This window comes from Trinickia symbiotica, assembly GCF_003028655.1.
Lineage (GTDB): Bacteria > Pseudomonadota > Gammaproteobacteria > Burkholderiales > Burkholderiaceae > Trinickia > Trinickia symbiotica_A.
This window is the reverse complement of record NZ_PYUC01000004.1, coordinates 266,339-285,509: the sequence shown is the minus strand read 5'-3', so window position 1 is coordinate 285,509 and position 19,171 is coordinate 266,339. Positions and strand designations below refer to the sequence as shown.

Genomic DNA, 19,171 nt, shown 5'->3' with positions numbered 1-19,171 from the left:
TTTCACAGAACTCTGAAAGGAAATTGAAATTCACGCATCATCAGGAAGCCGTCCGAGCGTTTCTGGGACAATGAAGGCCCCAACGAGAAACACGATGCTGACCACGACCAGCGCGCCGGCAAGCACGCTCGGCAGCGCGCGAGGCGTATGCGCGAGCATCGAAACGACCGTCGGCATGATCCCGCCGATCGCAAAACCGATGTTCCATGACAAGCCCGTACCCGAAGCGCGAATCGACGTCGGAAAGCGCTCGTTGAGAAAAATGAGGACGGGCGCATAGCCTGCGCTGCCGAGCGCGCTCAACAGTGCCGCGTAAAGCCCGACGGATGCGATGCTGTCGGCGCGCGCCAATGCGACATAAAGCAATGGAAAGCAAACCAGTCTCGCGATACCTAGCCAGATAAATGCACGCTTGCGCCCGATCAGCGTGCTCAAATGGCCGGCAGCAACCGACGCGACCAGCACGGCCAAGCTCGAGATCATGAGGATCAGCCCGGCGGCGCCGTTGGGCGTGTGATTGACGACCTTCAGGAAGGTCGGCAAATACCCCGAGGTCAGATAGTAGCCGCTGCCGCCGCCGATCGTGAGCAGCAGGTTCACGAGCAGCACCGAGCGATACTTCTTCGAAAACAGCTGCGCGAGCGGCGAACGAACGAGTTCGCCAGCCGCTTTCCGCGCGGCTGCGGCTCTGCGCTTTTGCTCGGCAACCGCAGCCCAGACGGGCGACTCTTCGAGGCTCTTGAAGACGAACACACCGAGCGCCGAGCTCACGATGCCCGCGAAGAACATGCAGCGCCAGCCCCATACTTCGAACGCCGCGCCCGGGAACGCGGCTGACGTGACGAGGTAGACGATCGACGCCACCAACGCGCCGATCCCCGCCCCACCGCCGCCGACGAGCCCCGATACGGCGCCGCGGTACTTGAACTCGACGGTCTCCGTTCCGATCGTATGCGTCGAGGCGACGACGCCGCCGACGAAGATTCCTTGCACGAGCCGAAGGATGAGGAACATGATCGGCGCGGCGACGCCCACCTGGGGCACCGTGGGCAACAGACCGAACGAGGCGGTGGCGAGCCCGACGCCCACCACGGCGACGATCATCGCGCGCTTGCGCCCGTAGCGATCCGCGACCGAGCCGAAGATCGCCGAGCCGAGCGGCCGCATGAGCAGCGTGACCGCGAACGACGCGTAGACGGCCGCGAGCGAGAGCATCGCGTTCGTCGACGGGAAGAACAGGCGTCCCACGATGGGCGCGACGAACAAGATCACGAATAGATCGAAGAGGTCGAGCGCCCACCCGAGACACGAGGCGATCACGGCGGCAAGCACCTGTTTGTTACCCACCTGCCGGACCACGGCTTGTTCCCGCAACACATCGTTCATTCCAGTCTCCACGCCGCTATCGGCTCATTTTTCATTGAATGCGGCCCGTCGATGCGCCGCCCCGTTCTTCCACGACTTGTCGGCCCCGCTCACTTGCTCTCGACGCTCGAACCGGCTTCGAGCTCGTACTCGCCGGCCGAGAGCTTGCGGCGCAGAATCTTCCCGACCGGCGATTTCGGAATGGCGTCGACGAAGACGTATTCGCGCGGCCGCTTGAAATTGACGAGATCGGACGCACGGCAATATTCGTCGAGCGCCGCGGCATCCACGTAACGCGATCGCTTGATGAATGCGACGACCTTCTGCCCCCAGCGCTCGTCCTTCAGGCCGACCACCGCCACTTCGTCGACGGCGGGATGAAGCGAGAGAATCGACTCGATGTCGACGGGCGAGATGTTCTCGCCGCCGCTGATGATCATGTCGTCGACGCGGCCCGTCACATAGAGGTCGCCGCGCTCGTCGAGATAGCCCGTGTCGCCCGTGAAATACCAGCCGTCGCGCAGCGACTTTGCGTTGGCGTCGGGCCGGTTCCAATAGCCTTCGAAGGCTTCGTCGCCGGCGAGCTCGGCGATGATCTGACCTTCCTCGCCGCGAGCGGCGACCTCGTCGGGGCAAACCGAATCAAGCTTCACGACGCGCAGACGCGTATTGAGGCCCGCGCGTCCCGCGCTGCCCGGCCTCGCGGCCGCGTGCTGCTCGATGCTGACGGTGTACACCTCGGACGAACCGTAATGATTGACGAAGAGTTGCGGCTTGAATGCTTCGGAGCAGCGCTTGAGCAGCCCGTCGTTCATCGGCGCGCCGGCGAAGCCGAGCTTTGTTACGGAGCGAATGTCGGTATCGGGAAACTCATCAGCGGCAAGCAGGTCGTGATAAAGCGTGGGAACGAGATAGAGACATGTGAGCTTGTAGTTCGCGATCGATTCGAGTGCAAGTGCAGCGTTCCAACGCCGCACACAGACGAAGAGTCCGTCGACGAGCGCCATCGCCAATAGCGACCGCACCCCCATCGTGTGATAGAGCGGCATCACACCGAGCGTGCGTTCGCCGTGCCCATAAAGGTTCTGCGCGACATGGGCGAGCGCGGCGGCGCGCTCGTGCCGCTGCCTGCGCGGTACTCCCTTGCCGAGCCCCGTCGTGCCCGACGTGTAGAGCATCACCGAGTAGTCCTCGGGCCCGGCCGCGGGCGTGGCGTTCGCCTGTGCCTCACCGAACGGCAAGCCGAGCCATTCCTCGAAGCCGATCGATGCACCCTCGACACGATCGAGCCCGATGCGCATCTTCGATTGCGCCGCGTGGCTTCCCGCGACCGCCTCGGCCGACACGGGCTCGTAGACGACAGCCTTGGCACCCGCATCGCTCACGTTGTGATCGAGTTCCTCGGCCTTGCTGCGCCAGTTCACCGGCACGATGACTATGCCGGCGAACTGACAGGCCCAATGGAGCGTCGCCATCTCCCAGCGATTCTGCAGCACGACGACGAGTCGGTCGCCGCGCTCGAGCCCCAATCGCCGCAGGCCCGCCACCGCCTTGCCGATCTCGCGATACCACCGCTGATAGGTCATTTCGACGGCACCGTCCACGATCGCCAATGCGTTCGGGCTGCGTTCCACCGCCTGCAAAAAAGTGCGGCCCAGATCAAGCATGCGTCACCTCCATTCCTTCGCCAGCCTCGCGTTGCCGGCGCCGCGCGGCGGCGACGTCGAGCACCGCTGCCACGATCGGCGTATAGCCCGTGCAACGGCACAGGTGCCCCGACAACATTTCCCTCACCTGCGACTCCGTCGGGTCGGGAACGCGCTCGAGATAATCGGCGCACGACATCAGAATGCCGGCCGTGCAAAACCCGCACTGCAATGCGTGATGTCGACGGAAGGCCTCTTGAAGATCGCCGAGCATCTCGTTGGCGGCCAATCCTTCGACCGTGTCGATTCGACGCCCGTCGGCCTGGACCGCGAGCATCAGGCACGAGCGCGACGCCACGCCGTCGATCCGAACCGTGCAGGCGCCGCAGACGCCGTGCTCGCAGCCGACGTGCGTTCCTGTTGCGCCGAGCGCGTGACGAATGAAATCGGACAGCAGTTCGCGCGGCTCGCATTCGCCTTGCCGCGTGCGGCCGTTCAGCTCCACGGTGACGGCACGCTTCTCTCCTTGCGGATGCGCGCCGCGCAGCGGAGCGCCGCCCGGCGGGTCGCCGCTCTCATGTCCATTAGGACTCCTCACTTTGCCTCCTCGATGGCTTTCCAGGCGAGCTGCCTGACGAGATGTCGCCGGTACGATGCACTCACGTGCGCATCGTCTCGGGCACCGAGCTTCCAGGCGAGATCGTTCAACGCGCCGCGCAAGTCGTCGCCGTCAAGCTTCGGCAGCGATTCGACGATAGGCCGGTCCGCCACGCCGCCTACGCCGAGGCGGATCGCGTCGTCGGTCACCATGGCCGCGCAGGCCACGAGCGCGAAATCGCCGTGCCTCGCCGAAAACTCGGTGAACCCGAATCGTTGGCCGGATCTTTTCAACGGAAACCGAACCGCTTCGACGAGCTCGTCGGGCTCGCGCGCCGTCATCAACATGCCTTGAAGAAAGTCGGCGGCCGGCACGACGCGCGTTCTCTTCGCCGATCGCAGCACGACGTCGCCGCCGAGCGTGACGAGCGCGAGCGGCAGCTCGGCGCTCGGATCCGCATGGGCGACGGATCCGCAGACCGTGCCGCGATTCCTGATCTGGAAGTGCGAGATGTACGGAAATACCGCCTTGAGCAGCGGCACCTCGTCCGCAAGCGTTGGGCGCCACTCGACGCTTGCCTGCGTCACCGCGGATTTGACGATGAGATGCCCGCCCTTCGTATCGACTTCGACGACGTCGAGCTCCGCGGTGCGCGAGATATCGATGAGCCAGCGAGGCTCCGCGAGCCTCATGTTGAGGATCGCCATGAGCGACTGCCCGCCTGCGAGCACCCGCGCGTCGGCTCCGGTCCGCGCGAGCGCCTCGAGCGCATGCCGAGTATCGACGGCACGAATGTAGCTGAACTGCGCCGGCTTCACGATCGCCTCCTGAACATCGCAAGAAACCTCTCGAGCCATGAGCCGCCGCGTCGTGCCCGATCGTCATCGACAGGTGGCCCCTCGGCTTGCCGTCCCAACGACTCGAACAGTTGCCGCAGCACGACGCCGGCGGCACCCTCGAGCATCCGGCTGCCCACGGCCGCCACCTTTCCAGATACTTGCGCCTCGTAGTCGTAAAAGAGCGACGTGCCGAGCTCGGTCGGCGTCAGCTCGACGAGCCCTTCTCCGCGCGCCGTGCCGAGCGGCGAGATGCCTTCTCCCGTGAGACGCAACCTGCGCGGGGCCTCGATATCGGAGAGGCCGATCCGCGCCTCGAAGCGAGCCTTGATCATTCCGACGCCCACCGTCACGTCGGCCCGATAGCGATTGGGTGCGGTCGCGTCCAGTGCATGGCAGCCGGGAATCACCTTGGCGAGCGCCGACGGGTCCATCAATACGGCAAAGACAGCCTCGGGACTCGCGCGCAGCTCGACGGTGCCCTGCGCCGTCAAAGCTTTGCCCGCGCCCACCGGCTTCTTCGGCCTGGATGCCTCGCGATATTCGGGCCGCGAAGGCTCGGGATCGTCGATGCCGATCAACGCCATCACCTTGGCGGGCGTGAGCGGCAAGCGGATGTCCTTCACCCCCAGCGCGTCGGCAACGGCATTAGCGATGCACGGCGGCGTGCTCATGTTGTTGCCCTCGCCGAGCCCTTTCGCGCCGAGCGGCGTAAACGGCGAAGGCGTCTCGAGGTGGACGATGATCGGGTCAGGCACCTCGCACGTCGTCGGCATCAAGTAGTCGGCCAGCGTCCCCGATTGAAAGCTGCCGTCGGCGCCATAGCGAAACTCCTCCATCAGCGATGCGCCGAGCCCTTGCGCGAACGCGCCGCGAATCTGGCCGTCGGCAAGCGCGGGATTGAGCAGTTTTCCCGCGTCGTGCGTCGTCACATAGCGATCGATCGTCACGCGGCCCGTTGCCCGATCGACTTCGACGCCGCACATATCGAACGCGAAGCCGTAACAGGCCGACGTGTTGATTCGATCGTCCTCGTCGGGTGCCTCGAGGTGGGGAGGCGTCCAGAACACCGTCTCCCGCAGGCCCGGCTCCTCGCCTTCGGGCAAGAGCGCGGGCGCCCAATGCGGCGCATTGCTTGCGATGCGCGCGAAAGGCAGTGCGTGGGCCGGATTCGCCGAGGAGAAAACGCGTCCGTTCTCGAAGCGAATCTCGCCCTCGGCACAGCCGAACTGCGCCGCGACGATCCTCGCCAGCTTTTCCTTCACGCGCACCGCCGCGAGATGCACGGTGCCCGCAACCGCGCCCGCGAAGCGGCTCGAGTAGTTTCCGGAGGCGACCGACCAGGCGTCCTTGACCGTATCGAATTCGACGTTGACGACGATCGCGGAAGGATCGAGCCCCAGCACGTCGGCGACGACCTGTGCGCAAACGGTCATATGGCCTTGCCCCGCGGGCGTCGAGGCGATCGTCACCGTCACGCCGCCGAGCAGATCGACGTTCACCGTCGCGCTCGCGATCGCCCCGCTCTTGGGGCCCGCTTTGCGACGTGCCTCCGCGGGCAATACGGTCGAGATGTAACCCATGTTCGAGACCGACGGCTCGACGATCGCCGAAAACCCGATGCCGTATAACCGTCCCTCGCTGCGTGCGGCATCGCGGCAGCGGACGAGCTCGTCGTATCCGCCATCGGCGAGCGCGCGCTCGAGGGCCTGCTGATAGTTTCCCGAATCGATCAGCGCGCCCGCGACGGCACGATAGGGAAACGCGTCGGCCGCGATGAAATTGCGGCGATAGACGTCGAGGACATCGAGACCGAGTTCGACCGCGATTCTCTGGATCAGCCTTTCGAGCGCGAAATAGACTTGCGGGCCGCCGAATCCGCGCACAAGTCCCGTCGGCGTCTTGTTCGTCAGCGCGACTCGATTGCGCACTGACAGATTCGGAATCGCATAAGCGCCGGTGAGGCACCCATGCATGCGATAGAACGTGGCCGGCTCCGGGGCGCGAACATAGGCGCCGCAATCCTCGACCTGATCGTAGTCGAGCGCGGTGATGCGCCCGTCGCTTTCGACGGCCGCCGTGAGCCTCGTCCAGCGCGCCGTCGCCGACGTCGCCGCGGTCAAATGCTCGAGACGGTCCTCGACCCATTTGACGGGCGCGCCGGCTTTCCGCGAGGCGAGACACATCAAAACGACATAGGGAAAGACCGCCTGCTTCACGCCGAAGCTGCCGCCCGAATCGCGCGGCGACTTGTGACGCAGCCGATTGGCGGGGACCTTGAGCGCCATCGACATCACCGCATGAAGCGAAAACGGCCCCATGAAATTCGACGTGACCTCGTACCCTTCGTCGCCGGGCAGGTGCTCGGCGATTACGACGGCACATTCGATCGGCGTGCACGTGTTGCGCGGATAATGGGCTTCGATGGAAACGCGATGCGCGGCTTGCGCGAAGGCGCGCTCAGGATCGCCGTAGTGAAAATGCCGATCGCTGACTACGTTCGAGCCGACCTTCGCGTGGAGCACGGGTGCATCGTCGGCAGTCGCCGCCTCGATCGAGGTAACGGGCGGCAACGGAGCGTATTCGATTTCGATGGCGTCGAGCCCGTCTTCGGCCAATGCGCGCGATTCAGCGATCACGACCGCGACCGGCTCGCCGCAGTAGCGCACGCGATCGATCGCGAGCGCCCATTGTTCCATCGGTGCTTTCACGCCGACGACGAAAGGCCGCGACCATGCTTGGACGTCGTCGCCCGTCAGCACCGCGCGCACGCCACGGCGTGCGAGTGCCGCACTCGCATCGAGACGCTTGATTTCGGCATGGGCGTGCGGCGATCGCAGCACGGCGGCGTATAGCGTGCCCGGCTTGACGCCGAGGTCGTCGCCATAGCGGCCCCGGCCGGTCAGGATGGCCGCGTCTTCCACTCGCTCCATCGGCCGGCCCACATGCGGACGCACCTCGGCGTTCGCACCCGATTCGTCAGCAGTCCGTATCGATTCGGCGCGACGCTCGGCCGTCAATCCGATATCGGTTTCGCTCACGCATGTCTCCTGTCTTTACCGTGTTCGTGTCTCGGGAACGGCTGCGATGCATTGCGGACCACGCATCGAGTCACCGAGGCCCTTCTTGATGGTGAAGATAGAGGCAGACAAGCCGAATCGCTTTACCCGGCCGTCGCGCGAATTACCCTAGAGTCTGATGCTTTGCGATGCGGCGCCGCATGAAGCGAGGCGCGACGCATGGGGTGAGGTGCAAGCCTCGTCCGACTAGACGCTGCGCGCCAACCTAGATTTGCACTTGGTCCCGTTGCGAATCGTAGAGCTCGACGACTCTGCGGTATTCGCTCGGCGTGATGCCGAGATGCTGTCGGAAGAATCGCGTGAAATGCGCTGGCGCGGAAAAGCCGATGTCATACGAAATGTCCGTCAGCGAGCTCGTGCCCTCGGACAAATCGCGAATGGCCGACTCCATGCGCAAGACGTTGAGGTAGACGTTCGGCGTCACGCCGGTGCAGCGATGAAATAGCGAGAAGAAATGAGCGCGCGACAACCCGCAGTGCTCGGCAAGCCGGTTCATGTCCGGCTCGGCGCCCGTGTTCTCGCGCAGCCAGGCGATCGCCTTGCGGATGCGCGGATCGCTGGGCCGGCGATTGGCGAGCTCCATTTGCCGCGACATGTCGCGCCAGTTCTTCGCCGGATCGATGACCGAGATCATCAGCTCGAACAGCAAGCCTTCCAGGCGCTCCGATGCGATGCTGTCGGACCACCACATTTCGAGCGAGAGCTCTTCGGCGAGCTTGCGCGCCTGCGCGGACATGTGCACGCATGGCTGCGGGAAGAATTGCGGATGGCCGCTGCCGCCCAGCGGGTGCCGGATCTCCGTCAGCCAGTCCGTCTCGATGTACATCGCGAGGATGACCGTATGCGGCTGCTCGGGGTTTTCATAGTGGCGATAGGCGTGCGGCTCCCAAGGGTTGACGAGCACCGCCGTATCGTCCGTCAACGGCTGAAGCGCATCGTGAACCGAGAAGAACGTGTCGGGGCCGGCGGCCTTGATCAGCAGGTGGCAATGATGGTGCGCATGCTGAACGAGCGGCGCGTCCATATCGAGCAACGCCACGCGTCCGAACCTGCCTTGATAGATTTTGATGGCACTCGACACTCGCTTGCCTCATCGCTGACCGGTGCCGCTATGCGCAAGCGGCCGCGGGTGCGCGCGATCGCATCGCTCGTCGTCGTCGAAAGCTGGCGTCGTACGCGCATCCGCTCATAGTTTACCGGGTCTCCTCCGGCATGGCGTCCCTCGACGCCGGTCACTCGCCCTTGAAGAGGGGCTTGCGCTTCTGATGGAATGCCTCGACGCCCTCGCGGAAGTCGTGTGAGCTGCGCAGACGGCTGTAGCAGTGTCCTTCCAGTTCGATCGCAATCGAGAGCGGCGCATCCTCTGTATCGTTCAGGAGCTTTTTCGCAGTGCGCTGCGCGAGGGGCGAGAAGGCGAGCAGCTCGCGCACCATGGCGTCAGTCGCGCTCCCGAGCTCCGCATCGGCGACGAATTCTGTCGCGATGCCCCAATCGTAAGCCTGCGCGCCGGGGATTCGGCGCGAGCGCATGACGATGTCCTTGGTGCGGCCGATGCCGACCATCTTCTGCAAGCGCGCCGAGCCGCCGGAGCCGGGGATTTGTCCGAGCTTTTGCTCCGGCAGTGCATAGAGGGTGGTATCGGTGGCGATGCGGAAGTCGCACGCGAGCGAGAGCTCGAAGCCGACGCCGAAGCAATAGCCGCGATTCGCCGCGATGACCGGCTTGCTGCAGCGCGCAGGCGCCGCGACGTTCCAGGCGAGCTTCGATACGCGCTCGGGCGACGCCTCGAGGAAGCCCTTGATGTCGCCGCCGCTCGAGAAATGCTCGCCGGCCCCGCGCAGGACGATCACACGAACGCGTGCATCGTCGTCGAGCGCTTCGAAGACGATACGCAGTTGATCGCGTTGCTTCATCGAGACCACGTTGAACGGCGGACGATCGAGGACGATATCGGCGCGCGAATCGGCTTCGTTGAACTCGACGTAAAAGCCGTCGAACTCCGATAGCAGCGATTGGGCGGGGTGGACGAGTTGGGTCATGGATCCTCCTGGACCGAATTACTGGGGTATTCCCGTATTCGGAGCTTGTGCAGCGCTCCGTGTCGGGGCCAGTATCGGCCAACAGGAAACCCGCCGCTTACCCGTTGTTCCGGACAGTTACCTTAGAGTCCGATTTTTGTCGGCGGATCGCTTTGTCAACGTTGAATGGCAGGCGCAAAAAAAGCCCGCGAGTCGCCTCAACGCGGGCGATTCGCGAGCTTGGGGATATTGGCGCCTGCGCTACGCCGCCTTGAGCGGATGCTCCTCCAGGTACGTACGAAGAGCGTTGTTCATTCGTGTCTGCCAACCTTCACCGGTTGCGCGGAACGCCGCGATGATGTCCGCATCGTATCTGACCGATACCTGCTCCTTCGGGCTCTCCTTCGGGGGCCGCCCCATGCGCTTTTGCTGCGCGACAAGTTCCGAGAAGGGGCGAGCTCGCGCCATCTCCTCCGCGGTCCATTCCGGGTTGTCCGGGTCCGCCGCAATGCCGCGATTGATCGCGGCTTCTTCTTCAGGCGTATTTCGCTTGAGCTTACGCTTGTTCATATTCATCCATCTCCCGGTTGTTGGCTTTTCGCAGGCTGATCACCCGTATGGACTCGTCTCGAAACGTGAACGCAATGGCGTAGAGTCGGTCCTCGATGAACGCGTATCCGCGACATCGAATCTCCCCATAGTCACGTCGCGCATCGACCTCGAATCTAAGCGTATCCCACTCGAACATCGCCGCATCCGCCAACGACATACCGTGCTTCGCTCTGTTCTTCCTATCCTTCTCTATATCGAACGTGACTTCCATTCACACTTATTGTAGATGCAGAAAGTTATCAAGGCAACGAGTTTTTGCAGATGCACAAACTCACCCAGCGGCGGTCCGCAGCGTGGCGAAATCGCCTACTGCGGAGCCGATGCGCGGCGATTGTGCTTCGACTCATGCCCTGATGATGGCTGCTTTGCGTTCGAATCTCGGACGACGATCCGTGACGGACTCACGGTTGAAGAAGACGGATCGGGAGAGGGAGAACATCAAAGCCGTTCCCAAAGAACGGACTGCTCGTATCGTGCGAACGATCGCACCCTCGCGCTACGCGAGTCTCACGCCACTCGCGTACCAAGGACATAAGTCGCACGCGGCACGGGCAAAGCACCGCTCAGACCCACGCGCACCATGTCGGCGCGCAACCCCTTTTCGATCGCGCCTCTGTCTTCGAGCCCGACCGCCTTCGCCGGCGCCGAAGAAACAGTCGCAATCGAGCGCGGCAACGACCAGCCCGCATCGCGCACGAGCTGGAATGCGGCCATCATCAGACTCGAGGGCACGTAATCGGAAGACAGGATATCGAGCAAGCCTTCTTTCGCCAGTTCGAGCGCCGACACGTTCCCCGAGTGCGACCCGCCTCGCACGACATTGGGCGCCCCCATCACCGAGGCGAGCCCGTGGTGGCGAGCGGCCTGCGCCGCGGCCATCGTCGTCGGAAACTCCGAAATCGCAATGCCGTCGCGCACCGCTTCTTCGACGTGCTCGACGAGCGTATCGTCATGGCTCGCCACCGATATTCCGAGCGACTTGCAGCGATCGACGATGCAGCGTCGATGCGCTTGCGCATAGCGCGCCTGAAGCTCGTTAAGCTCGATCAGCGCAGCCTCCATCTTCTCGTCGCTCCACTTGCCGTTGCGCTCCTGATACTGTCGCCACTTCGCGGCGTCTTGCCACTGACGCTGGCCGGGCGTGTGATCCATCACCGATGCGAACTGCAGCAGCCGATGATCGGCGAACTCGTCGAAGAGATCGACGACATCCTCGGTGCCCACTTCACAGCGCAGATGCAGATAGTGATCGGCCCGCAGCAGATGGCGATCGGCCAGGCCGTCCATGGCGGATACCGCGTTGCGATGAATCTCGCTGCCGCGCAAGCCCGCGTCGGCACGAGAGCCGATCGCGAGTGAGTCGAAGACTGTCGTGATCCCGGCCGCGGCCACCTGCGCATCGTGAATCACGAATGCCGCCTCGACGTTCCACATCACGCCGGGGCGCGGCGCCAAATGCTTCTCGAGATTGTCGGTATGCAGCTCGACGAAACCGGGCAGAAGATAGTCGCCATGCCAGTCCTCGGCCTCAGGCGCGCTCGTGGTGCCGGGCGCGACCTCGGCGATGAGCCCGTTTTCCACGCGCACGACACCGATGAATTCCTCGTTGCGCGTGACGATGCGCGCATTCTTGATCAACATCGCGTTGCTCCGTATCCGCTCTGACTCTGACTCTGACTTTGACAGGAATCCATCGTACTCGCGATCGAGCGACGAACGCTCATGCTCGACGCGCTGCTCACGCGGCGGAGGCCATCGCCACGGGCTCGAGCTCGAGCCGTCGTGTGGCCACGACTTCGCGCGTCGGCTCATCGTGAAAGATGCCGACGATCGCGGCGCCCCGCTCGCGCGCTTCGACGATGACGTCGGCGACGACGGCACGATTCGACGCGTCGAGCGACGCCGTCGGCTCGTCGAGCAACAACACCGGGTGCTCCGCGATGAGCCCGCGCGCGATGTTCACGCGCTGCTGCTCGCCGCCTGAAAACGTCGCCGGCGCCAACTGCCAGAGCCGCTCCGGTATGTTGAGACGGGCGAGCCAATCGCTCGCGCGGCGCCGCGCTTCGTCGACTTCGACCCCGCGCGCGACGAGCGGCTCCGCGACGAGATCGAGCGTCGTCACGCGTGGAATCACGCGCAGAAACTGGCTTACGTAGCCGATCACGTCGCGGCGCATGCGCATGACGTCGTGCGGGTCGGCCCCAGTCAGCGGGGTGTACCGGCGATCGCTCGCCTCGTCGCGCAGCTCGATCGATCCTGCGCTCGCCAGATAGTTCCCATAGAGACAGCGCAACAGCGTGCTCTTGCCCGCACCGGAGCGGCCAACGAGCGCCACGCATTCGCCGCGCGAGACGGCGAGATCGACACCATGCAGGGCGGGTATGACCTGCCCGCCCTGCGTGTGAAGCACGAACGTCTTCAACACGCCGCGTGCACGCAGCATCAATCGTTCATCGTCGATAAAACTCGTGTCGAACGGTTCGTCGTTCATTGAGGACTCCTTCGCTTTCAGTGCAGTGGGCGTCGCACTCAGACCGGCAACACGGACGACACGAGCAATTGCGTGTAGGGATGCTGCGGATCGTCGAGCACCTGATCGGTCAGACCCGCCTCGACGACGCGTCCGCCTTGCATCACCATCAGGCGGTGCGCGAGCAGCCGTGCGACGCCGATGTCATGCGTGACGATCACGCAGGCGAGATGCAGTTGTGCGGTAAGCGTGCGCAGCAAGTCGAGCAGGCGCGCCTGCACCGACACGTCGAGCCCCGCCGTCGGTTCGTCCATCAGCACGAGCCGCGGACCCGTGACGAGGTTGCGCGCGATCTGCAGCCGCTGCTGCATGCCTCCCGAGAACGATGCGGGCAGATCGTCGATGCGCCCGGCATCGAGCTCGACGCGTCGCATCCAGCTCGTCGACGTCTCGCGGATCGTGCCGAAATGGCGCGCGCCCACCGCCATCAGCGGCTCGCCGATATTCGCGCCGGCCGATACGGCCATCCGCAATCCGTCGCGCGGGTTCTGCTCGACAAAGCCCCATTCCGTGCGCATCAAGAGGCGCCGGCGCGGCTCCGACAACGTCAGCAGGTCGAGCGATTCGCCGTTCGATGTCGTGTATTGGAGGCTACCTGAAGCGGCGCACACACGCAGCGCGACAGTGTTGAGCAACGTCGACTTGCCCGAGCCCGATTCGCCGACGACGCAAAGCACCTCGCCCGGATACAGGTCGAAGCTTACGCCCTCGCAGCCGATCCGCTCGCCATAGCGCGTCGTCAAGCCGCTCGCTCTCAGCAACGGCGTCATGCTCGCCCCTCCTCGATCGCAGCGGCGAGCGTGGTTGCCGCGTCCGGTCCCGGTGCATGCTTCGCGCGCGCCGTGCCGGCCTCGCGCGCTTCGAGCCGCTGCCGGCAATAGTCGCTGTCCGAGCAGACGAACATCCGCTTGCCCTTGTCGTCGACGATCATCTCGTCGAGGAAACTTTCACGCGAGCCGCATATCGCACAAGCGTGCTCCCACCGCTGAACTTCGAACGGGTAGTCTTCGAAATCGAGACTGCGCACGCTCGTGTACGGGGGAATCGCGTAAATGCGCCGCTCGCGCCCGGCACCGAACAACTGCAGCGCCGGGTTCATATGCATCTTCGGGTTGTCGAACTTCGGAATCGGCGACGGCGCCGCCAAGTAGCGGCCGTTGACGATGACGGGATAGTCGTACGTCGTAGCGATGCTTCCGTGCCGGACGATGTCCTCGTATAACTTGACGTTCATGAGCCCATATTCCGACAACGCATGCAGCTTGCGACTTTCCGCGAGCCTCGGCTCGAGGCGATAGAGCGGCTCCGGCATCGGCACCTGATAGACAAGGATCTGCTTGTCCGTCAGCGGCGTTTCCGGAATCCTGTGGCGCGTCTGCACGATCGTCGCTTCGGCCGTGCGCGTCGTCGTCCGCACGCCCGCCGTGCGCGCGAAGAAGCGGCGGATGTTGACCGCGTTGGTCGTCTCGTCCGATCCCTGATCGATGACCTTCAGTGTATCGTCGCGGCCGATGATCGCCGCGGTCACCTGGATGCCGCCCGTGCCCCAGCCGTATGGCAGCGGCATCTCTCTCGAACCGAACGGGATTTGATGACCGGGTATCGCGACCGCCTTCAGCAACGCGCGGCGAATCATGCGCTTCGTCTGCTCGTCGAGATAGGCGAAGTTGTAGCCTTCCACGGTCGAAGCCGTGGCAGCCAACTCGTTCGATGCTTCCGATGCGGGCGATTCGTGCATCTGGCGCGCATTCATGCGGCATCCTCCTCTTGTTCGGCCGAGCACGCCGCCGGATGGTTGGCGCGCAGGCGTCGGATCAGCTCGAGCTCCGATTGAAAGTCCACGTAGTGCGGCAGCTTCAGATGTTGCACGAAGCCCGACGCCTCCACGTTGTCGCTGTGATAAAGCATGAACTCGGGATCTTGCGCCGGCGCCGTCACCGTTTCACCGAGTTCGTCGGCGCGCAGCGCGCGATCGATGAGGGACATGGCCATCGCCTTTCGCTCGGAATGGCCGAACGCCAAGCCGTAGCCCTGAGTAAAGCTCGGCGGCAGTTTCTTGCTGCCCGCGAACTGGTTGATCATCTGGCATTCGGTGACCTCGAGCTCGCCGAGTTCGACCGCGAAGCCGAGCTCGGGAATGTCCATTTCGACGGCCACCTTGCCGAATCGGATTTCACCCGCAAACGGGTGATTGCGCGCGTAGCCACGCTGTGTCGAATACGCCATCGAAAGCATGAAGCCCTCGTCCGCGCGCGCGAGATTCTGCAGCCGAACGGGGCGCTCAGCCGGCATCAAGAGCGGCTCGAGCGCCAGATCGACGGGCTCGGCGGCATGTTCCGAGGGACGCTCCTGCTCGATCAAGCCTTCCGCGTCGAGCAGTGTCACGACTCGCGGCATCGATGCAGGCGAGCCGGCCGGCTCGGGAGTGGATTGTGTGGATGCCGCATTCGCCGGTGGCGAAGGCACAGACAGGTGCTGGGCGCAAGCGCCGCCATGCTCGGGGCCCGACTCGCCCTCCGCGAGCAGCGAAAAATCGAGCAACCGCTGCGTGTAGTCGTACGTCGGCCCCAGCAGCTGTCCGCCGGGAACGTCCTTGAACGTGGCGGAAACGCGACGCTGCACTTCCATCCGCTCCGTATCGATCGGGCGCGTGTAGCCGAAACGCGGCAGCGTCGTACGGTAGGCGCGCAACAAGAAGATCGCTTCGACGAGATCGCCCGCCGCCTGCTTGATGGCCAATGCGGCAAGCTCTTCGTCATAGACCGAGCCTTCAGTCATCACTCGGGCGACGGCGAGCCGCATCTGCTGACGGATCTGCGCGATCGTCAGCGCGGCTTGCGCACGGTCGCCGCGCCTCGCTGCTTCGAGCAAGCGCCACGATGCCTCGATCGCGCGCTCGCCTCCTTTGACGGCGACGTACATTAGTTGAGCTCCACTCGAGTCGTCCGCGGGATGCCGACCACGGATCGCCCGCAGACGAGATAACAATCGAGGCCGCACGGCGCCTGCGCGGACAGGGCCGCGCGCGCATGCCAGAACATATCGGCGATGCCGACCGGCCCGACGCGCACGCTCGACCGTATGCCCGGGCCCGACAGTGTCAGCGGTCGCCCCCCTTCGAGCGCATCGACGCGAATCAGCAGCGTCGCGGAGCCTTGCGGCTCCTCAGGCGTGCCGAGCGAAAACGTGTCGGGGGCAGGCAAGCTCGCCGCATCGGCGATGTACGCGAAGGAGGCCGCTTCGGGCTCGTCGGTGAGCGGTGCGCCCGTATGAAAACGAATCGCCTGCGCGAGGGATTCATCGTGCTGCTGAAGCCAGACAGGCGTGGAGAAATCGACGAGCGTCAGCATGGCCGCGAAGGCCGCCGCGGGCCACCGGCGTTGTGCGTCGTCGTCGAGTTCGACGTCGATCGAGTACGCCGTACCGGGGCGCGCGAGGGCCTCGAGCAGCACGCGAAAACAGGCTTGTGCATCGTGCACGGGATCGGCAAAGCCGCTCACGAGCGAGTCGAGGGAAGAACGCGTGTCGTTGGCGGTCATCATTCGCCTCGCACCATCGTGTAGAAATCGACGCGCGTCGATGCGGTTTGCTCGGCGCGCTCGCGCCTCTCGTCATCGAGCGTTTGCGCGAGCGGCGCCAGCAACCGCTCGCGCACCGCATCGCGCCAACGCGGCGACTGCAGCATCGCATCGGCGAGCGCAGCAAGTTGCGCGCGCCGCTTGTCGCGCCCCAATTGATAGGCAACGCCGACGACGCCCGCGCTCTCGCTCGACTTCAGCCGGAGCACGGCGCGCGTCACCGTCGCTTCGCCGACGTTGAACGGGTCGCCCGTGCCGCCGATGCGTCCGCGCACCATCGCCAGCCCCGTCTGCGGCGCTCGCAGCCAATCGAAGGGCGGCAACAGTCCACCTTCGCAGACGGATTCGAGCGCCTGTTCGAGCGTGGCGCGCGGCGCCCGCGCGAGCTGCGCGAGCCAGCGCCGCCGTTCGGGGGCGATATCGGAAGACGGATCGTTCATGTGTTCGGCTCCTCGTTTCCTTCGTCTAGTCGTCTAGACGACTAGATCGGTAGCGCCATGCTAGCATATCGTCGTCGACTGCGTGCGCCGTCGTGTCTCAGCCATGATTCGCTTTCACGATTCACGACCCTTTCATCACCGGATCACGCGAGCGACCCTACAATGCTCGCTGAACGACAGATTTGAACCGACCGGAATGACATGATGATGAAACGCAGCAACAACGGCCGGGCCATGGACGTCGGCGCATCGCTCGTTCCCGCGAGCGTCGTCGAGCGCGGGGCGGGCGTGGCGGTATGGCGACAGATCGAGCAAGTGCTCGCCGCCGAGATCGCAGCGAGCGGATTCGGCGAAAACGGGCGCCTGCCGAGCGAAAGCGAATTGGCGAAGCGCTTCGGCGTGAACCGTCACACGGTGCGCCGTGCGATGCTCGGGCTCGCCGCGCAAGGCCTCGTGAGCGTCGAACAAGGCAGAGGCACGTTCGTTCAGCCGGGGGCGATCGACTATACGATCGGGCGCCGCACGCGGTTCACGGAAAACCTGCGCGAGCAGGGGCACTCGGCGCGCGGCATCGTATTGTCGGCGGCGTCGGTGAAGGCGGAGCCGAAGGTCGCGAAAGCGCTGGGCCTGCGCACCGGCACGCTCGTCTATCGCATCGAATCGCTTCACGCCGCGGACGGCGTTCCGCTCACCTACGCGCACGCCTGGTATCCCGCGGCGCGCTTCGCCGGTTTTCCGGAGGCGCTCGAACGGGCGGACGGCGGCTTCTCCATCGCGCTCGCCGAATATGGCGTCGCCGACTACTCGCGACGCTGGAGCCGCATCGGCAGTATGCTGCCCGATGCCGAAGTCGCACGCCGGCTCAATATCAATCGTCAGCAGCCCGTGCTCTGGGTGGAGAATGTCGACGTCGATGCGGACGGCGCCCCCATCAAATACGGCATCACGCATTTCGCCGCGGATCGGGTGCAGCTTTATGTGGAACAGGATGTCTGAGCCGGGACGACTCATGCAATGGGACGGTCAGTACAACGAACCGATCGAGTGGCTAGGAGAGAGCCGGTTCGCGATCTATTACGCGCCCGCGCGCGGATCGCTGTGGTGGAGCGCTGGGTGCCGCTGGCTCTCGCGCGATCCTGAATCGGCGGAGACGCTCGCGCCACCGTTGATCCCGGCACTCGCCGAGCGTGGATTGGACGTGCCGGGACTATCGCACTCGCCGCGGCGCTACGGATGGCACGGCACCTTGGTCGCGCCGGCGCGCGCCGCGGCCGGTGTGCGCTTCGATGACATTGTGGCGCGGGCGCTCGCATGGGCTCGGCGACAGCGCCGGTTCGAGCTCGCCGTCGAAGCGGCTGCCCTCGAACGGTTCGTTGCGATTCGGCCGGCAACGGCTGACGGTGCCGCGGCGATCGGCGCGCTCGCGGCCGATGCCGTTCGCGAGTTCGCCCCTTTGCGAGAGATGCCGAGCGAAGCGGAACGCCGACGCAGGCTCGATTCGAAGCTGACCGAGCGCCAGCGCGAGCTGCTCGATCGTTGGGGTTACCCGTACGTGTTGGACGAGTTTCGCTTTCACATGACGCTCAGCGATTCCATCGATTCGGAGCATCGCCAGATTCTGATCGACTGGTGGCGCGCGCGGTTGCCCGACCTCGGCCCACTGTCAGTCGACGGCGCGGCGCTCTTCGTCGAGCCCCGGCCCGGCGAACCGTTTACGCTCGCCGCCAGACTGCCGTTCGGAGACTCGCTATGAAACTACCGCCACAGGTGCCGATGAAAGGACGGCTCGTCTACGTCATGGGGCCGTCGGGCGCCGGTAAAGACACGCTGCTCAGCTACGCGCGCGATCGCCTGAGCGGCTCACGCGTCATGTTTGCGCACCGCTATATCACGCGCGAACCCGGTGCCGGCGGCGAAAATCATATCCACTTGAGTCATGAAGAATTCGGCATCCGCGCCGAGCTGGGGCTCTTCGTACTGCAATGGTCGAGCCACGGGTTGCGCTACGGAATCGGCATAGAAATCGAGGAATGGATGGACCGGGGCCTGACGGTCGTCGTCAATGGCTCGCGCGAATACCTGGAGCAGGCCATTGCGCGATACCCGGCGCTCACCGCGGTGCACATCGACGCGCGCCCCGAAGTCCTCGCTGCCCGCCTCGCCTCGCGCGGACGCGAGACCCTCGAGGAAGTGCGCGCGCGACTCGCCCGCCGCGTGCCGCTCGCCGTTCCTCCCCGGACCGCGCTCGCCACGATCGACAACTCCGGCGAGGTAGATGAAGCCGGTCGCGCGCTGCTGGAGGTGCTCGCCGCCGAATGAGGGCAGGCGAGCAGCGCTTCGTATTTTGCTACCTATATCCGGATATCGATACATCTAGACGTCCGGACATCTGTCAGTTCGGCGCGTGTCGCGCCTTCCGTGCGCGACGTTCATAAATTCATCATCTACGCGTCCCACAATGCCCTGAA

General features: G+C 64.6%; 19 protein-coding genes. 3 read left to right on the top strand and 16 right to left on the bottom strand.

Features of this window, described 5'->3' with window-relative positions; translation table 11 throughout:
* Positions 1-30: 30 nt before the first annotated feature.
* The 16 genes from C9I57_RS09755 to phnG all read right to left on the bottom strand — a co-directional run bounded on the left by C9I57_RS09755 (position 31) and on the right by phnG (position 16,703).
* Positions 31-1,386 (bottom strand): MFS transporter, encoded by a 1,356-nt coding sequence (locus C9I57_RS09755; RefSeq protein WP_107150414.1) that lies wholly within the window; start codon positions 1,384-1,386, stop codon positions 31-33.
* 89 nt (positions 1,387-1,475) lie between these two features.
* Complete coding sequence (locus C9I57_RS09750) at positions 1,476-3,032, bottom strand: AMP-binding protein (RefSeq protein WP_107150413.1); 1,557 nt, start codon at positions 3,030-3,032, stop codon at positions 1,476-1,478.
* The gene (locus tag C9I57_RS09745) at positions 3,025-3,558 is read right to left on the bottom strand and encodes a (2Fe-2S)-binding protein (protein ID WP_107150617.1); all 534 of its coding nucleotides are present in this window, start codon (positions 3,556-3,558) and stop codon (positions 3,025-3,027) included. Before C9I57_RS09745 ends, C9I57_RS09750 begins: the two co-directional genes overlap by 8 nt.
* Positions 3,559-3,605: 47 nt before the next feature.
* Positions 3,606-4,427, bottom strand: coding sequence for an FAD binding domain-containing protein (locus C9I57_RS09740; RefSeq protein WP_107150412.1), 822 nt, complete (start codon positions 4,425-4,427; stop codon positions 3,606-3,608).
* Positions 4,424-7,438, bottom strand: a complete 3,015-nt coding sequence (locus C9I57_RS09735; RefSeq protein WP_258187590.1) for a xanthine dehydrogenase family protein molybdopterin-binding subunit — start codon at positions 7,436-7,438, stop codon at positions 4,424-4,426. Before C9I57_RS09735 ends, C9I57_RS09740 begins: the two co-directional genes overlap by 4 nt.
* 292 nt (positions 7,439-7,730) lie before the next feature.
* Entirely contained in the window at positions 7,731-8,606 is an 876-nt protein-coding gene (locus C9I57_RS09730) for a helix-turn-helix transcriptional regulator (protein WP_107150410.1), read from the bottom strand.
* A 151-nt stretch (positions 8,607-8,757) separates the two neighbouring features.
* Positions 8,758-9,564, bottom strand: coding sequence for an enoyl-CoA hydratase/isomerase family protein (locus C9I57_RS09725; protein ID WP_107150409.1), 807 nt, complete (start codon positions 9,562-9,564; stop codon positions 8,758-8,760).
* A 240-nt stretch (positions 9,565-9,804) separates the two neighbouring features.
* Positions 9,805-10,113 carry a BrnA antitoxin family protein gene (locus C9I57_RS09720; protein WP_107150408.1) on the bottom strand — a complete coding sequence of 103 codons (309 nt, stop codon included), beginning with the start codon at positions 10,111-10,113 and terminating at the stop codon, positions 9,805-9,807.
* Positions 10,100-10,366, bottom strand: coding sequence for a BrnT family toxin (locus C9I57_RS09715; protein WP_107150407.1), 267 nt, complete (start codon positions 10,364-10,366; stop codon positions 10,100-10,102). The genes C9I57_RS09720 and C9I57_RS09715 overlap by 14 nt, the downstream gene beginning before the upstream one ends.
* A 296-nt stretch (positions 10,367-10,662) precedes the next feature.
* Complete coding sequence (locus C9I57_RS09710; protein ID WP_107150406.1) at positions 10,663-11,796, bottom strand: alpha-D-ribose 1-methylphosphonate 5-triphosphate diphosphatase; 1,134 nt, start codon at positions 11,794-11,796, stop codon at positions 10,663-10,665.
* Positions 11,797-11,893: 97 nt separating this feature from the next.
* Complete coding sequence (phnL, locus tag C9I57_RS09705; RefSeq protein ID WP_107150405.1) at positions 11,894-12,646, bottom strand: phosphonate C-P lyase system protein PhnL; 753 nt, start codon at positions 12,644-12,646, stop codon at positions 11,894-11,896.
* A 38-nt stretch (positions 12,647-12,684) separates the two neighbouring features.
* On the bottom strand, positions 12,685-13,455 hold the full coding sequence (gene phnK, locus C9I57_RS09700; RefSeq protein ID WP_107150404.1) for a phosphonate C-P lyase system protein PhnK: 771 nt from the start codon (positions 13,453-13,455) through the stop codon (positions 12,685-12,687).
* Positions 13,452-14,423 (bottom strand): alpha-D-ribose 1-methylphosphonate 5-phosphate C-P-lyase PhnJ, encoded by a 972-nt coding sequence (locus C9I57_RS09695; protein ID WP_258187589.1) that lies wholly within the window; start codon positions 14,421-14,423, stop codon positions 13,452-13,454. Before C9I57_RS09695 ends, phnK begins: the two co-directional genes overlap by 4 nt.
* An 11-nt stretch (positions 14,424-14,434) precedes the next feature.
* A complete protein-coding gene (locus tag C9I57_RS09690; protein ID WP_107150402.1) occupies positions 14,435-15,607 on the bottom strand; it encodes a carbon-phosphorus lyase complex subunit PhnI in 1,173 nt (390 codons plus the stop codon).
* Positions 15,607-16,227, bottom strand: a complete 621-nt coding sequence (phnH, locus tag C9I57_RS09685) for a phosphonate C-P lyase system protein PhnH (RefSeq protein ID WP_107150401.1) — start codon at positions 16,225-16,227, stop codon at positions 15,607-15,609. The genes C9I57_RS09690 and phnH overlap by 1 nt, the downstream gene beginning before the upstream one ends.
* Complete coding sequence (gene phnG / locus C9I57_RS09680) at positions 16,224-16,703, bottom strand: phosphonate C-P lyase system protein PhnG (RefSeq protein ID WP_107150400.1); 480 nt, start codon at positions 16,701-16,703, stop codon at positions 16,224-16,226. Before phnG ends, phnH begins: the two co-directional genes overlap by 4 nt.
* 234 nt (positions 16,704-16,937) lie before the next feature.
* Between phnG and phnF the strand changes: the two genes are divergently transcribed.
* Genes phnF through phnN form a run of 3 tightly spaced genes read left to right on the top strand, consistent with a single transcriptional unit; the run spans position 16,938 to position 19,022 of the window.
* Positions 16,938-17,699 carry a phosphonate metabolism transcriptional regulator PhnF gene (phnF, locus tag C9I57_RS09675; protein ID WP_107150616.1) on the top strand — a complete coding sequence of 254 codons (762 nt, stop codon included), beginning with the start codon at positions 16,938-16,940 and terminating at the stop codon, positions 17,697-17,699.
* On the top strand, positions 17,692-18,456 hold the full coding sequence (locus C9I57_RS09670; RefSeq protein ID WP_107150399.1) for a DUF1045 domain-containing protein: 765 nt from the start codon (positions 17,692-17,694) through the stop codon (positions 18,454-18,456). Before phnF ends, C9I57_RS09670 begins: the two co-directional genes overlap by 8 nt.
* Before the next feature lie 20 nt (positions 18,457-18,476).
* Positions 18,477-19,022, top strand: coding sequence for a phosphonate metabolism protein/1,5-bisphosphokinase (PRPP-forming) PhnN (gene phnN, locus C9I57_RS09665; RefSeq protein ID WP_107150398.1), 546 nt, complete (start codon positions 18,477-18,479; stop codon positions 19,020-19,022).
* Positions 19,023-19,171 lie beyond the last annotated feature (149 nt).